This window comes from Xenophilus arseniciresistens, assembly GCF_028023875.1.
Taxonomy (GTDB): domain Bacteria; phylum Pseudomonadota; class Gammaproteobacteria; order Burkholderiales; family Burkholderiaceae_C; genus Xenophilus; species Xenophilus arseniciresistens.
Genome location: NZ_JAQIPB010000008.1, coordinates 60,477 through 76,059, shown reverse-complemented (window position 1 = coordinate 76,059; position 15,583 = coordinate 60,477). Strand labels below are relative to the sequence as shown.

Annotated in this window: 12 protein-coding genes; 10 read left to right on the top strand and 2 right to left on the bottom strand. The window is 68.3% G+C overall.

Annotated features, from left to right (window positions below):
- The first annotated feature begins 4 nt into the window (after nucleotides 1–4).
- From PGB34_RS16735 to PGB34_RS16710, 6 genes are all read left to right on the top strand, one after another.
- Complete coding sequence (locus PGB34_RS16735; RefSeq protein WP_271429247.1) at nucleotides 5–3,262, top strand: hypothetical protein; 3,258 nt, start codon at nucleotides 5–7, stop codon at nucleotides 3,260–3,262.
- 17 nt (nucleotides 3,263–3,279) lie between these two features.
- Nucleotides 3,280–4,989: an SWIM zinc finger family protein gene (locus PGB34_RS16730; RefSeq protein WP_271429246.1), complete on the top strand. Its 1,710-nt coding sequence runs from the start codon at nucleotides 3,280–3,282 to the stop codon at nucleotides 4,987–4,989.
- Nucleotides 4,990–5,302: 313 nt separating this feature from the next.
- Nucleotides 5,303–7,222 carry a reverse transcriptase family protein gene (locus tag PGB34_RS16725; RefSeq protein ID WP_271429245.1) on the top strand — a complete coding sequence of 640 codons (1,920 nt, stop codon included), beginning with the start codon at nucleotides 5,303–5,305 and terminating at the stop codon, nucleotides 7,220–7,222.
- A gap of 3 nt (nucleotides 7,223–7,225) precedes the next feature.
- Entirely contained in the window at nucleotides 7,226–8,674 is a 1,449-nt protein-coding gene (sbcB, locus tag PGB34_RS16720; RefSeq protein WP_271429244.1) for an exodeoxyribonuclease I, read from the top strand.
- Nucleotides 8,675–9,247: 573 nt separating this feature from the next.
- Nucleotides 9,248–9,640 (top strand): VOC family protein, encoded by a 393-nt coding sequence (locus PGB34_RS16715; protein ID WP_271429243.1) that lies wholly within the window; start codon nucleotides 9,248–9,250, stop codon nucleotides 9,638–9,640.
- A 193-nt stretch (nucleotides 9,641–9,833) separates the two neighbouring features.
- The gene (locus tag PGB34_RS16710) at nucleotides 9,834–10,157 is read left to right on the top strand and encodes a hypothetical protein (RefSeq protein ID WP_271429242.1); all 324 of its coding nucleotides are present in this window, start codon (nucleotides 9,834–9,836) and stop codon (nucleotides 10,155–10,157) included.
- On the opposite strand, the gene PGB34_RS16705 is transcribed toward PGB34_RS16710, so the two are convergent.
- Complete coding sequence (locus PGB34_RS16705) at nucleotides 10,154–10,834, bottom strand: IS110 family RNA-guided transposase (RefSeq protein WP_271429241.1); 681 nt, start codon at nucleotides 10,832–10,834, stop codon at nucleotides 10,154–10,156. The two genes, PGB34_RS16710 and PGB34_RS16705, sit on opposite strands and share 4 nt — an antisense overlap.
- Before the next feature lie 688 nt (nucleotides 10,835–11,522).
- Here PGB34_RS16705 and PGB34_RS16700 point away from each other — a divergent pair.
- Nucleotides 11,523–11,849, top strand: coding sequence for a hypothetical protein (locus PGB34_RS16700; RefSeq protein ID WP_271429240.1), 327 nt, complete (start codon nucleotides 11,523–11,525; stop codon nucleotides 11,847–11,849).
- A gap of 13 nt (nucleotides 11,850–11,862) precedes the next feature.
- Here PGB34_RS16700 and PGB34_RS16695 read toward each other — a convergent pair whose 3' ends face one another.
- Nucleotides 11,863–12,138 (bottom strand): hypothetical protein, encoded by a 276-nt coding sequence (locus tag PGB34_RS16695; RefSeq protein WP_271429437.1) that lies wholly within the window; start codon nucleotides 12,136–12,138, stop codon nucleotides 11,863–11,865.
- On the opposite strand from PGB34_RS16695, the gene PGB34_RS16690 reads away from it, so the two are divergent.
- The 3 genes from PGB34_RS16690 to PGB34_RS16680 all read left to right on the top strand — a co-directional run bounded on the left by PGB34_RS16690 (nucleotide 12,025) and on the right by PGB34_RS16680 (nucleotide 15,526).
- Nucleotides 12,025–12,369: an OmpA family protein gene (locus tag PGB34_RS16690; RefSeq protein WP_271429431.1), complete on the top strand. Its 345-nt coding sequence runs from the start codon at nucleotides 12,025–12,027 to the stop codon at nucleotides 12,367–12,369. The two genes, PGB34_RS16695 and PGB34_RS16690, sit on opposite strands and share 114 nt — an antisense overlap.
- 133 nt (nucleotides 12,370–12,502) lie before the next feature.
- A complete protein-coding gene (locus PGB34_RS16685; RefSeq protein ID WP_271429239.1) occupies nucleotides 12,503–13,387 on the top strand; it encodes a LysR substrate-binding domain-containing protein in 885 nt (294 codons plus the stop codon).
- A gap of 81 nt (nucleotides 13,388–13,468) precedes the next feature.
- Entirely contained in the window at nucleotides 13,469–15,526 is a 2,058-nt protein-coding gene (locus PGB34_RS16680; protein ID WP_271429238.1) for an aconitase family protein, read from the top strand.
- Nucleotides 15,527–15,583: the final 57 nt, after the last annotated feature.

Sequence of the window (15,583 nt, the reverse complement as noted above, 5' to 3'; positions counted from 1 at the left end):
TCCGATGAAGAAGCTGGCCTGGGCCGTGCTGGTGCAGGGCCGTGCGCAGGAGCGCCTGTGCACGATCGAACTGGTGGTCCTGGATCTGCCGGGCGACGATGCGAGCGCGCGCCATGTGGTGACGCGGCGCGATCAGCTCTTCGACCAGGGCGTGCTGCGCGCCGAATCGGAAAGCACGCTCACCACCATGCCTGTGGCGCTGGCCGCGGCCCGGCATCGCGCGCTTGAGTACCTCGAACGCCGGCTGGCCGCGGGCGATGTGCTGCGCGAACAGCAGGGCTTTGACGAGCTCGAAGGGTGCGCGCCGGCTGTGGCGGCGGCCCCGCCGGTTTCTGCTGCGCCTGCCCAGGGATCGACGGTCTCGCCGGCGGTTGCTGCGCTGGTGGCGCGCTTTCAACCTTCGGCCTGGAAGCTGCTGCCCCCCGCGCGGCAGGCCCGCAGCGTGTGGCGCGTGGCCGAGCGCGCCGACCCGGCCCGCGCGGACAGCGCCGACCAGCGTGCGCTGCGCGCCCTGGTGCCGCAGTTCGTGGGCCTGCTCGAGCGCGGCGACGACCTGCTCGACTACTGCCTGGCCGCCGCCATCGCGCGGCTGGGCGATGCGGGCGCGCGCCAGGCCATGGCCGCGCTGGCCCAGCGGGGTCGCTCCGCGGCCACCAGGCGCATCGCGCACCAGGCCTGGCTGCTGCTGGGTGTCGACGATCCTGCGCGCGCCGAGCAGCTTGCAGCGCTGGCCGCGGGCTGGCATGGGCAAGCGGCCCAGATGCTGCAACGGGCCGGCGCCGCCGCGCCCCCGGATGAAGAACAGCCCCAGCCCGTGCTCGACGGCCCGGCGCGCGATGCGCTCTCGCAATGGCTTATCGACGGCTATGACCTTGCACTGACCGACGCACAGGCCCTGCAGTCGGTGCGCAGCTGCCTCCGGCGCATCCGGCTCGAAGCCGGTGTCTTCGGCGCGGTGCGGGCCATCCACAAGACGGCCGAGCTGCGGCGCGACCTCGACACCCTGGCCCTGCTGCACGCGCGATTTGAATCCACGCGCCCCGATGCGCAGGACCGCCGCGCCTGGCGCGACCCGCGCACCGGCGAGCTGCGCACCCGCGCCATGGACATCCGCAGCGGCAAGGGCCTGATCAGCGCCTATGCCGTGCCCACGCGCAACTACCTGCGCCAGCGCGGCCTGCGCCTGCTGCGCCGGCTGGTGCAGATCGATCACAGCGACGCCGCACCGCTGGCCGTGGCGCTGCTGCTGCAGCTGGACGACGAACTGCATGCCCAGGGCCGCGCGCGCGAGGATTGGGCCATGGTGGAAGGCCGCTACCGGCGCCGCACGCGCTTCATGGATGGCAGCGCGCACTGGCTGCTGGTGCCCCACTTGCTGCTGGCGCGCTGGCCCGAGCTGTGCCGCAGCAGCCAGCGCGGCGGCGCGTGGTGGACCGACCGCCCGCTGGATCTGCAGCAGCCCCTGGCGCAGCGCGTGGACGGCGAGCCCGCGCTGTGGGACGCGCACCCCGAGGCGCTGCTGACGCTGGCGCTGCGCAGCCGCTCGGCGCTGGTGCAGTGGGTGGTGGCGCGCGCGCTGCACGACCACCTGGGCTTTGTGGCCCAGGCGCCGCTGGCCAGCTTGCGCCGCCTGCTGGCCAGCCCCTACGCGCACACGGCCGCGGTGGGCGTGGCCGCCGTGCGCGAGGTGCTGGCCCAACTGCCGGACCTGGAGGCGCAACTGCCCTGGCTGATGGCCCTGGCCGCCAGCCGCGATGTGGGCGCCGCCGCGCTGCTGGCCGAAGTGCTGGCCCGCCACGGCGCGCAGGCCGCGCGCCAGAGCACGCTGGTCGCGGCACTGCTGTTGTCGCCGCAGGCGGCCGTGCGGCTGCAGGGCCAGGCCCTGGCGCTGACGGCCGAAGTGCCGCCGCTGCTGCTGGCGCTGCAGGAAGCGCTGCCATTGCTCGATGAAGACACGCCCGAGCTGGCCGCCATCTGCGAACAACTTCAAAGCCTGCTGGCCGGCAACTGGGCGAGCCATGCGGCGCAGGTGCCGCCCGAGCCCCTGCACGGCCTGCTCACGCATGCGGCGCTGCCGCTGGTGCAGCTGGGCACGGCCTGGGTGCTGCGCCATCCGGCCGCGCTGGCCGGCCTGCCGCCCACCACCTTGCGCGCGCTGTTGGCCGCCACCGATGCGGGCCGCGTGGCCTGCGGCGTGCGGCTGCTCGCGGCCCTGCCCGACGCGGTGCTGCTGAGCCAGGCCGCCTTGCTGGCCGAATTTGCGCTGCACGCCGATGCGGGCGTGCGCGCGGCCGTCACGCCGGCCATCGAACGCCTCGCGCGCGATGCGCAGGCCGGCCCCGAGCTGGCCCGCCACCTGCACGCGGCGCTGTTCCGCAGCGAGGCCGCCGAGGGCCTGCACGATGACCTGCTGCGCTGGCTCACCGGGCCGCTGGCCGACGTGGCGCCGGGCCGCGATGCCGACGGCTGCTGGCGCGCGCTGCAGGCCCGTGCCACGGGCGCCCAGCGCTATGGCGCCTGGGCGCTGGCGGGGCAGGGCGATTCAGCGTTCAGCCTGCGCCAGTGGGCGCGGCTGGTGGCCCATGCCGATGCCGCCGTGCGCCAGCGCGCGCAGCAGGCGCTCGATGCGCGGCTGACCCAGGGCGCCCGCATCACCCCCGAAGATGCGGCCGAGCTGCTGCCCGCGGCCGACAGCGTGTTCGAGGACGTGCAGCCCTGGGTGCGCGAACTCTTCGGCCGGCGCCTGCCCGACGAGGCGCTCACGCCCGAGTTGCTGATCGCCTGGATCGACCACCCGCAAGCCTGGGTGCAGGCCCAGGGCCGCACGCGGCTGATGGGGCGCATGCAGGCGCCCGAGGCCATGCTGTGCCTCACGCGGCTGGCCCAGCACCCGGGGCCTTCGGTGCAGCTCTTCGTCACGCAGTGGCTGTTGCAACTGCCGGCCGAAGACGATGCCGCGCGCGCCGAACGCCTGCGCACCTTGCAGCCTTACTTCCTGATGGCGCTGAGCCAGGTGCATCGCGCGCGCGCGGCCAAGTCGCGCATCGTGCAGTTCCTGCGCCAGCAGATAGCCGGGCCGGCCTGCGCCGAGGTGGTGGCCGCCATCTTCGCGCGCCAGGTGGTGGGCGCCAGCCGCACCGACCAGCCGCAGTACATCGCGGGTCTGCGCGACATCGCGGCGCGGCATCCGCAACTGGCGCTGCCCTTCATGCGCTGGGTGCCGCCCGAAGCGCGTGGCCTGGCCGCCCAGGCCGCAGCCTGAGAAGAGAGAGCTGATCCATGGAGTTCCGCTACCAATACTTCGGCAGCACCACGGTCGATGAATCGGCCACGGCGCAGGCCTTTCGCTTCGCGCCCGACACGCTGCGCCCGCCCACGCATTTCGACGCCACCCTGCGCCGCGACGGCCTGGCCCACCTGCAGTTCCGCGAGGCGCTGTCGGCCCTGCATGCGGTGGTGGTGAGCGACATGCGCGTGCGCGGGCGCGACAAGAGCGCCTACCGCCAGTGGCTGGAAGCCAATGAACAGAGCCTGCTGGCCCAGTTCATGGCCCGCGCGGGCGAGTTGAAGACGCGCGCCGCCGCGCTGCGCACCGAGCTCACAGCCCTGCGCGAGCAGAAGGCCACCTTGCTCAAGCCCTTCTACCAGGCCCAGCGCAAGTACTTCGACTGGCTCTACCAGGCCAACCGCGACGCCTGGTACGTGCTCGATCCGGTCATCACCGTGCACCCGGACCGCCTGCTCTTCGAGGCCTTCAGCCAGGACGAATCGAGCTACTGCGCCGTGAGCGTCTCGCACAACGTGTTCTCGCACACGGGCCAGATGGCCTGCGGCACCACCAACATCGACTATTCGGCCAGCCTGTACGAGGAGTTCCAGAAGATCCGCGACTACAGGGACACGCGGCTGACGGTGGACCCGGCCGGCTTTGGCGTGCAGGTGGGCAGCGATGCGGACCTGCATGAGGAGAAGATCGACCTGCCTGATAGCTGGGTGCGCGGCTTTTTGCAGGTTTCCAGCGCGATGGCGCTGCCGGCCACGGTGCTGGAGCTGCACCCCATGGACCTGCACAGCCTGTGCGCCACCTTGCGCCAGCACCGCGAGCGCGGCGGCCCGCGCTCCATCCGCGTCGAACTCGCGCCCGAGGCCGCGCCGCGCCTGGTCTTCGAGCCCTGGAACATCGAGTTGCCCACGCGGCGCAGCCAGTTGCTGGGCCAGCCGCTGCAGGCGCCGCAGACCATCCGCCTGTGGGGCCGGCGGCGCCTGCTGCTGCTGGAGCGCCTGATCGCGCTGGCCACGCGCGTGCGTGTGCACCTGCTGGGCACCGGCCTGCCCAGCTTCTGGGTGGTGGAGATGGGCGAGGTGACGGTGACGCTGGGCCTGTCGGGCTGGTCGGCCAACGACTGGTCGGCCGCCGCGCGCTTTCATCTGCTGGCCCCGCGCCATGCCGTGCAGGACAGTTGCAAACTGGCCGTCGCGCAGGACCTGCAGCAGCACTGGCAGGCCACGCCCGCGCAGATCGCTTCGCGCACCGGCCTGCCGATGGCCGACGTGAACGCCGCACTGGCGCTGTGGACGCAGGCCGGCCGCGCCGTGTATGACCTGCCCGCCGGGCGCTTTGCCTGGCGCGAGCTGATGCGCGAGCCGATCGAGCTGAACACCCTGCAGGCCGCCAGCGAGGAAGAGAACGCGGGCCTGAAGCTGGTGCTGGCCGGCGGCGTGTCGCTGCAGGGCATCGACCGGGCCGAGGATGGCTCGGGCCGTATGCGCATCCGCGGCGAGGTCAAGCAGGGCAGCCGCACCGAGCAGCCCGTGCTCGAACTCAACGCCGACGAGCAGATCACCGACACGCTGTGCAGCTGCAACCACTTCCAGCAGCACCGCCTGCGCCGCGGCCCCTGCAGCCACATGCTGGCGCTGCGCCTGGTGGCGCAGCCGAAGATCGACGCGCAGCGTCAAGGCGCGGCCGTTGAGGAGGCACGGAAATGACACGGCCTTCCTTTAAACTGTTTTTCGATGCAACGCGCAGGCTCTTGCAATCCGGGCGGTGTTTCGCCGCCCTTGTGAACTGCCGTTCCATGCGACACGGGTGCCGTTTTCACTGTGCGGCCCCTGCCACCCATGCGCCATTCCTGAGTGGCTTGCTGCAAGCGAATGCGCGCATGGGTGGCGGGGCCGCGTCGAGTGAACAGCCCCCGTCCAGAGGGCCCTGCGGGCTCTTCGACGAGAAGCGCGTTGCATCACCTTTTCTTTGCCCGTCCGCGCCTTTGCTGGGCCTTCCTTCGCAAGGAGGCGCGCACTGATGGCCGCTCCTCAACCCACCCGCGCCGAACTCATCGAGCGCATCCGCGCCTCCAGCAAGGAGGCCGTGGTGCTGGCCGAAATGCAGCGCCTGGGCTTCTGGCCCAAAGGCGCGGCCCAGCCTGAAGCCGCCACCGAGCTGATCGAGCGCGAGACCGCGCTGGTGCAGGAACTCAATTCGCTGCAAGCGCAGCTGCAGCTCAAGGGCGACCCCGACAAAGCCCTGCGCGCGATGCGCCAGGAACGCCTGGCCGCCGCACGTGCCCAGCGCGAAACCAAGGCCCGCGAACGCGCGCAGCGCCAGTACGAGCGCGCGCTGCAATGGCATGGCGAGCGGCAGCAGCGCATCGGCTACCTGGGGGCAGGCGTGTCGGCCGGGCTGGAGCGGCCCGACGGCAAGGCTGCGCATGCGCCGCTGCACAAGCCCCGGCCCGAGCGGCTGGCACTGCATGGCCTGCCCGCGCTGGCCAGCCCGCAGGCGCTGGCGCAGGCCATGGGCCTGGCGCTGGGCGAGCTGCGCTTTCTGAGCTTTCACCGCGAGGTGGCGCGCCACACGCATTACCGCCGATTCACCTTGCCCAAGAAGAGCGGCGGCGAGCGCCTGATCTCGGCGCCCATGCCGCGGCTCAAGCGCGCGCAGTACTGGGTGCTCGACAACATCCTGGCCAAGGTACCGGCGCACGACGCGGCCCACGGCTTTCTGCCGGGCCGCTCCATCGCCGGCAACGCCCAGCCCCATTGCGGGCAGGACGTGGTCATCAACCTGGACGTGAAGGACTTCTTCCCCAGCATCGCTTTTGGCCGCATCAAGGGCGTGTTCATGCACCTGGGCTACGGCGAATCGGTGGCCACCGTGCTGGCCCTGCTGTGCAGCGAAAACCGCGCCGACGAGCTGCAGGTGGACGGCGAGCGCTGGTTCGTGGGCGGCACGGCCGCGCAGCGCGTGCTGCCGCAGGGCGCGCCCACCAGCCCCATGCTCACCAACCTGCTGTGCCGCCGGCTGGACCGGCGCCTGGCCGGACTGGCGCGCGCGCTGGGCTTTGCCTACACGCGCTATGCCGATGACCTGAGCTTCTCCGCATCCGGCGAGGCCGCGCAGCGCGTGGGCACCTTGCTGCGCCGCGTGCGCTGGACCCTGCGCGAAGAAGGCTTCGAGCTGCACCCCGAAAAGGAACGCGTGATGCGCCGCGGCGCCCGCCAGGAAGTGACCGGCATCGTGGTCAATGCGGCGCAACCCGGCGTGTCGCGCCAGAGCCGCCGCGCCTTGCGCGCCGCACTGCACCGCGCCAAGGGCGAAGGCCTGGAACAGGCGCATTGGCAGGGCCAACCCGCCAGCCGCGAACGCCTGCTGGGCTATGCCCACTTCGTGCAGGGCATCAACGCCACCCAGGGCCGCGCGCTGGTGCTGGCCGCCCAGGCGCTGCCGCTGGCCAGCCGTGCCGCCCATGCCGTGGCGCCCGCGAGCGACTTCCGCACGCGCGCCGCACAGGGCCAGGCGCCTGCACGCGCGGCCGGCGACTGGTGGCAGCCCGCGCCGCCGCCCGAACCCGTGCGCCAGCGCACCGACGGCGAGCTGCGCGAGGCACGCGCCGCGCGCCGCCAGGCCGCCGCCGAAGCCCGGCGCGCCGCGCAGCCGACAACAGCAGCAGCGCCATCCGCACGGCCCGGCAACCCCAACCCGCCCGCCGCGGCGGCCAACCCGCGCCCACCCGTGGTGCGCAAGCGCCGCACCTACTGGCTGCAGCTCTTTGTCGTGTGGCTGGCCGGCGTGCTCACGGGCAGCGGCCATGTCACGCTGGCCGGGCTGGCCTACCTGCTGATCAGCTACTGGAAGGGCCACCAGCGCTGGTCGCACTTCAGCCTCGTGATGCTGGCCATCGTGGTGCTGGTGCCCGTGGCACGCAGCATCGGACTTCTGTGATTCATGACGACCACTTCTCACACCTTCCTCTGGCACGACTACGAGACCTTCGGCGCCAACCCGCGCCGTGACCGTCCCGCGCAGTTCGCCGCCATCCGCACCGACGCCGAACTCAACGAGATCGGCGAGCCGCTGATGATCTATTGCAGGCCGGCGCCGGACTTCCTGCCCAGCCCCACGGCCTGCCTCATCACCGGCATCACGCCCCAGCTGTGCCTGGAGCGCGGCCTGCCCGAGCGCGAGTTCGCGGCGCAGATCGAAGCCGCGTTTTCGAAGCCCGGCACCATCGGCGTGGGCTACAACACGCTGCGCTTCGACGACGAGGTCACGCGCTTCATGTTCTGGCGCAATCTGATCGACCCTTATGCGCGCGAATGGCAGAACGACTGCGGCCGCTGGGACCTGCTGGACGTGGTCCGCCTGACCTACGCGCTGCGCCCCGAAGGCATCGAATGGCCGAAGCACGAAGACGGCCGCCCAAGCTTCAAGCTCGAAGACCTCTCGCGCGCCAACGGCCTGGTGCATGAGGCGGCGCACGATGCGCTGTCTGACGTGCGCGCCACCATCGCGCTGGCGCGGCTGATCCGCGAGCGCCAGCCCCGGCTGTTCGACTTCGCCTTCAGCCTGCACAAGAAAGAGCGCGTGGCCCGGGAACTGGGCCTGCCCGCCACGCGAGAGACCGCGCGGCCCTTCTTGCATGTCTCGGGCATGTTCCCGCCCGACCGCGGCTGCCTGGCTGTGATGTGGCCGCTGGCCAGCCACCCCACCAACCGCAACGAGCTGCTGGCCTGGGACCTTTCGCAAGACCCCAGCGAGCTGGCCAGCCTGGACGTGGCCACCTTGCGCCAGCGCCTGTTCACGCGCACGGCCGACCTGCCCGAAGGCGTGCAGCGCCTGCCCATCAAGGGCATCCATCTGAACAAGTCGCCCATGGTCGTGGGCAACCTGCGCACGCTCACCGAGCCCATGGCCGCGCGCTGGCAGATCGATGTTCCGCAAGCCATGCGCCATGCCGAAATCGCCGCCAGCCTGCCCGACATGAGCGCCATCTGGTCGCAGGTCTACGCACGCGAAAGCGGCCCGGCGCTGGATGTGGACGAAGACCTCTATGGCGGCTTCGTCGGCCCGGCCGACCGCAGGCGCCTGAACGAACTGCGCGAAATGTCAGGCCAGCAACTGGCCGGCCGCCGATCCAGCTTCGACGACCCGCGTTTGGAAGAACTGCTGTTCCGCTACCGCGCGCGCCACTTTGCCGAAACCTTGAGCGACGAGGAGCAGATGCGATGGCTCGAACACCGCGTCGCCAAGCTCATTGAAGGCGAGGGCGGTGCCTTCAACGTCGATGCCTACTTTGCCGAGATCGATGCGCTGTCGGCCACCGTGGATGAGCGGGGGGAGGAGCTGCTGGGGGCCTTGTATGAGTATGCGGAGATGGTGGCGCCGGAGGGGTGATTTGATGCGCCCGCCTGAGGGCCGTCGGACGAAGAGGCGTGTCTTTCGCGCTGAAGCCAGCATGTGCGGCTGCTCGTGACGGTGAACGGTGCCGCGCACGGATCCGACGGCTTGGCGGATGATCCGGCAGGAGGGTATGAAGTTGCCAGGGCAGCATGGAGGCGGCATTGACTTGGGCCGTGGGGCCTGCCTAGCATGCGGCCCTGCTGAATCTAGTTGAGCGACAAGAGCGTGAACGTGAAGTACGCACATCAGTTTTCGTCCCTGCATCGGCAGCAGGTGGAATTGAGCGCCGTGTGTGGGTGCTTCTACTGCCTCAACACATTTGCGCCGGTTGAAATCACAGAGTGGGTAGATGGCGGGCAGACGGCTTTGTGCCCAAAGTGCAGCATTGATTCGGTCATTGGTTCAGAGTCTGGCGTTCCTTTGACAGAAGAATTTCTGTCAGCTATGCATGAGCACTGGTTCTAGATATGTCGTTGCCGACCAGTCACTCCACCGATGTCCTTGCCACCGTGTCGCGTCGCCAAAGCCGCGGCTGAGTTTGAGCGTCACAGCAACGAAGGAGCAGCCGTGTTTTCGCACATCTTCGTGAGCGTCAAGGACTTTGATCGAGCGCTGAAGTTCTATTCCGAGGTCATGCGCGTTCTTGGCAACGAACCCCGCTTTTGCGAACCGGAGAAGCCTTGGGCTGGCTGGCACAGTGAAGGTCGCTCACGACCGTACTTTGTCATCTGCAAGCCATACGATGGGCGGCCACATGATCCTGGAAACGGGCAGATGATCGGGTTCATGGCAACGGACAGAAGAACTGTTGAAGCTGCCTATGCAGTTGCGCTGCGCAACGGAGGGATTTCAGAAGGTTTGCCAAGCCTGCGGCCGGAATATCACGCGAAATACTATGGCGCCTACTTCCGAGATCCTGAAGGAAACAAGATATGCGTTGCCAGCCATGGTGATGAGTAAGAGCCAAGAAGGCCCCGCAAGAAAGCATGGCGCACGCTCTCAACAAGCAGAAGGCCTACGCGCTACTCATCTGACCGGAAAGGTCGAGCCGATGCGAAAGCTGCGCTCTAATACCTACGGCACGTGATGCTGCCTAGCTCATCATTCCAGCGGACAGCCTCCGGCGGCCGCTGAACCCAGCCCTTGGATTGCCATGCTCGATCTCGGTCACCCGCACACACAGCACATCTTTAGGGCATCCGCGATTCAGGACCGGATTCGCGTCCACATTCGCCACATCAAAGAGGGCGCCGAGCCGGCTGATTGCGCAAGGCGCTTTGAGGACATCGCCCAACGGATCATTCCCGAGCTTCATCAACTCAACCGGGACCATTTTGGCTCTTCTGCCGGAATCACCCGGCACCTGGAGGAGATTGCTCTCGCTGCCACGCAACAAGACGTTGAGCTTTGCGGGCGCCTCTTTCATGCCATGGCCGACGGCATGGGTGACAACAACTTTGGCACCTGGGCCATCTAGCCATTCATATATGGACTCCCCCTGAACAGCAAGAAACCGACCGATAGTTTTGCCTTGGGGTATTCGCCTGCAGTCGTATATCCGGCATCTGAGGTGGGATCGTGGAAGTGTTGTGCCGACATGGAATCTGCGGGAGCGGCGCGCCAATCATTACAAGCGGCAGGCAAGCTGCCGGAAGAGTTATCGGCGTCAGTCGCTCTGGGGCGGCTGATGGCTTCGATACCGGTGCGTGCACCCACGGGAATGGCGATGCCGAACTCGCGGCAAAAGCCACGCAGGGCGTTGATGCGCGAGGTGCGTGTGCCCATCCACAGCGAGCGGATGCGGTGCAGGCCCTGCAGGGCCTGCTGCTCCACCGATTTGACGCGCACGGGGCGGATATCGGAGGCGCGGGCGGCTTCCAGCAGTGCAGCGGCGTCGGCGGCGTCGGTCTTGTTGCGCTTGACGTAGGCGCGGATGTACTGGGCAGGGAGCAGGCGAACGTCGATGCCTAGGCCGGTGAGCCAGCGTGCCCAGTGGTGGGCCGAGCCGCAGGCCTCCATGATGACCAGGCGCACATCGCGATTGGCGAACCAGCGCTCAAACTGGGTGCGGGTGAGGCGGTGGGTTTCGATGATCTTCCAGTGTTCATCGGCCACGGCGAGCTGGAAGACGGATTTGGCCAGATCGACGGCCACGGTAGTAGCATGCATTTCGGACTCCTTTCGTTTGCGAAGACCTGATCCCCACGCCAATGAAGACCAGTGCGCCAATGTGGCGCGAACAAACGGGGGAGTCCATCCCATCATTGCAGGTAACGGCCTACGGCCGCGCCTGAACTCCAGCGTGAGCCCGCACCGTGAAGCACTACTTGTCATCGTCCGAAGTAGCTTGGCGCTCACGTTCGTTTTCGCACACAGGCCGTTTCTGGGGTGCCGCCATCGTCAGTGGCGTGGCTGTACCGTACTTGCTTTGGCAGTCACCTCCAGAAGGGGCGGGGCAGTGGCTGGTTCTGTTCGCCTACTTGTGTGTCGCATGCCTGATCGGCCTTCTGGTTGTTCTCGTGCGTCGCTTGGTGAGACCCGACAAGCTATCGCTGGACAGCCTCAGCGTAGAGGTAAACACACAGGGTATTTGGCGAGAGTTTCAAGGCAAGCGAACTCTCTGGCTCGGAGCTGCTGAAGTCCGATCGGCTGTGGTCTACAGAACGCGCGTCAATCAGACTCAGCGAGTCACCATCGGCGGGGGGAGTCGCGATATTGAAGTCACAGGCCTTCAGAGCATGGATATCTTCGTCGAAGACCTGCGCGCCGCATTCCCGCGGTTGACCGTGAGTATGGTGAGTTCAGATCCTGCTTCACAATTTCGGGAAGGTTTGCCACCCCCATGAGCAAGTTCGAGACCGACAGCCCGTCATTGTTTGAGCGCTGCTTTGCGGCGGTCTTTTCTGGCCTCGCCGCCGGCGTTACGTATGCGCTGTGGTTGTTCTTCCACTCAGGCCAGTGGGGCGCGGAACAACTGGCCGCGGTCAAAGACATTGGCAAGTGGATCGTGCTCGCTGGCACGGTGCTCGGGTTCTTCGGTGGCATATCTCTGGTTGCGCGCCTATGGGGGCATGTTTGGGAGTCACAGAGCGAGCCGCGTATCTCCATGCGCACTGCACTTGTGCTGCTCGCCCTGGTTGCAGTGGGCTACTGGGTGCTCAAGCAGTGAGCACTGGCGCCCTTCACTGTTCGTCGTCGCCATGATCACAAAGAAGTTCCGCAGCGCTCTCATCGTCGCACTGGCCGTGCTGACGGCAACCACCGCGCTGGCGCTGACTCTCAAGCTCATCGCTGCGTTGGATCTTGTCTTTGAGCCTGGCAATGACGCTATTGATGCCGAGCAGATGGTCCGGCTCGAAAAGCTGCTCCGCACTCCCGCTGCACAGCCTTGTGAACTTGAAATGATGATCGTTGTCGGCCATGCCGATGTGGCGGAAGCGGCATTCAACGAGCTTCATGGTCTATCTTGTAGACGAGCGAATAGGGTCAAGGATCAGCTAGTACGGCTTGGGATTCCGTTGGATCGGATATTTGTAGAGGGCTTTGGAGCCAGGCAACTGGTCGACGAAGTTGGTTCCACAAGGAATCGCCGTGTGGAGATCGAAGCAGTGGGAATGATTAATTCGTGTCGCTTTCGTCGCAATGAGGCATCGTCCACTGCAGGGTCAACATGCATGGACGTTCCCTAACCAGCGCGCAATACGCGCAGGCCCGCACTGCTGCCGGCCGTGCTGCGTGATGCCGATGCTGCGCGTGCCCTGACCGCGCAGCGACGGTCAGGGCACGCTGGCGGTTGAACGCCCCGCTACCATCCGCCCTTCCATGCGCCGAATCGACCCCTACAACATCCGGCTGTTCATCACCGCCGCGCAGGCGGGCTCGATCGTGCGCGCGGCGCAGCAGGAGCACATTGCGGCTTCGGCGCTGGGGCGGCGCCTGTCGGATCTGGAGCATTCCTTCGGCACGGCGCTGCTGGTGCGCTCGGCGCGCGGGGTGAGCCTGACGGACGCGGGGCGCGTGGTGTATGCGCGCGGCGTTCGAATGGAGGAAGAGCTGCAATCGCTGCTGCGCGAAGTGCAGGACCTGGGCGGCGAGGTGCGCGGCACGGTGCGGCTGTACGCCAACATGTCGGCGGTGGTGGGCTTTCTGCCCGAGCGCCTGCGCAGCTTCATGGCCCTGCATCCGGGCGCGCAGGTGCAACTGCATGAAGCCGACACGCGCGACGTGATCCGCGCCTGCCTCGACGACCGGGCCGATGTGGGCATCGGCGTGCAGACGCCGGTGCCGGCCGGTCTGCAGAGCTGGTTCTTCGCGAGCGACCCGCTGCAGGTGATCCTGCCGGGCGAGCATGCGCTGGCCGGCCACAGCGCGCTGGGCTTTGCCGAAGTGCTGCGCGAGCCCGTGATCGGCGTCCACCAGGGCGGCGCGCTCGACCGCCTGCTGCACGAGCGGTCCGAGGCCCTGCATCAGCCTTTTGCGCCGCAGGTCTGGGTCAGCAGCTTCGATGCGGTCTGCCGCATGGTCGAAGCGGGCCTGGGCATTGCCATCATTCCGCAGAGCGCGGCTTCGGCCTATGCGGGCGCCTCGCGCTTCGTGCGCCTGCCGCTGCGCGAGCCCTGGGCCGCGCGCGAGCTGGCGCTGCATGCCCTGCGCCGCCAGCCGCAGCCGCGGGCCGTGCAGGCGCTGATCGACAGCCTTCAAGGGTAATTCCGGATCTCTGCGTTCGCGCGACCCCCTGTGCCGAGTTCGCGCTTCCGCAGGGCAGGGTGCTGATCGCAAGATCGGCCCATGCCAGCCACGATCCCTGATGATGATGCCGACGGCAGCGGGCCAGCCGAGGTGCCCGCTTCGCTGCGTTTCGCCCCCCGCGTTCTCTACTTCAGCCAGTCGCCGGACGCCGTGCGTGCCGCGCTGGCAGGCCAGCACCTGACGCTGGCCCAGGCCCTGCCGCTGCGCGACGACATCTCGACCGACGAGATCACGCCGCTGTCGATCCTGATGCACTTCGACGAGCAGCTCGGGCGCTACCCGTACCTGGGCTTTGCGGCGCAGGGCAATGTGCCGATTGGCGTCGATGCGATGCGCAGCAGCGGCATCGAGGTGGTGGTGGCCGGCAAGCGCTATGGCAAGGGCTCGTCGCGTGAACACAGCCCGCGCGCCGAAGTGCTGGCCGGCGTGCGCCTGGTGATCGCCGAAAGCTTTGAACGCATCTACCGCCAGAACGCAGACAACATCGGCCTGATCACCTCGACCGATTTCGGGTTGATCCCGCGCATCGAGGCTGGTGAGGCCATCGCGTGGGACGAACTGGTGGCCGGCCGCGACGCGCTTGCGGCCGCGATCCTGCGCGGCGGCGGGCTGCTGCGATTCGGCCAGGCCCACCTGCGGGATGTGCGAGAGGTCCGCGATGTGCGTGACACAGCCCGTGCGCCCACGCGGCCCATGACCCTGTTCGAGAAGATCGTGCAAAGGCACGCGCTGGCCACGGCCGCCACGCCCGCCAACCCCGGCCCGGGCGACGGCGCCTTCGTGCGTGCGGACTGGCGCTTCATCCACGAGTACTACACCGGCATGGCGGCCCACATGCTGCATGAGCGCTTCGGGCGCCCGCTGCGCCTGCACGATCCGCAGTCCATCCTCGTGTTCGAGGACCACACCTCCTACGTGGATGAAAGCCCGGCTCACGTGCGCGGCGGCCTGGTGCCGCAGGTGCGGCGCATGGTCCAGGCCCAGCGCGACTTTGCCGGGCACTATGGCCTGCGCACGCACCGCACGCTGACCGAGCAGGAGGCCGCGCACGACGACGGCCGCAACGTGGCCGGCATCTCGCACGCGATGATGACCGAGCACTACGCCTTGCCTGGCCAACTGGTGGTGGGCACCGATTCGCACACGCCGCACAGTGGCGCGCTGGGCTGCGTGGCCTTCGGTGTGGGCACGACCGACATGGCCAATGCCTTTGTCACGGGCGCGGTGCGCATGACGCTGCCGCAGAGCATCCGCGTCTGGCTCGGCGGCGCGCTGGCGCCTGGCGTGACGGCCAAGGACGTGGTGCTGCACCTGCTGGCGCAGCCAGGCATCCGCGAGGGCGACGGGCTGGGCAAGGTCTTCGAGTTCTGCGGCCCGGCGGTGGCGCTGATGAGCACCGACGAGCGCGCCACCCTGACCAACATGACGGCCGAGCTGGGCGGCTTCACCGGCATCGTGGCGCCCGATGCCGAAACGGTGCGCTTCCTGCGCGAGCGGCGCGGCATCGATTTCGTGATCGAGCCCTGGATGCACAGCGACGAGGACGCGCCGTATGCGCAAATCCTGCACATCGACTGCGCGGCCGTGCCGGCCATGGTGGCGGCGCCCGGCGATCCGGGCAACGGCCTGCCGGTCGATCAATTGCCAAAAACCGTGCGCATCGACATCGCCTACGGCGGCTCCTGCACCGCGGGCAAGCGCGAAGACTTCGAGCACTACCACGCCGTGCTGCGCTGGGCGGCAGACCGCGGCCTGCGCGTGGCGCCGGGCGTGCAACTGTTCCTGCAGTTCGGCACCACGGCCGTGCGCGAGCACTGCACCTCGGCCGGCTACCTCGACGCCTTCGAGCGCGTGGGCGCGCGCATGCTGCAGCCCTCTTGCGGCGCCTGCGGCAACTGCGGGCCCGGCGGCTCCAGCCGGGCAGAGCAGGTCACGGTGAGCGCGATCAACCGCAACTTCCCGGGCCGCGGCGGGCCGGGCAGCGTGTGGCTGGCCAGCCCCGCCACGGTGGCGGCCAGCGCCATCGCGGGCGAGCTGGTCTCGTTCGAAGAACTCAGGAAGCGGCTTTCAGCCCCCCAAGACGGAGACAACACATGATGAACAACAAGAGCACCCCCTTTTCGCGGCGATGCTTCGGCGCGCTGCTGGGCGCGG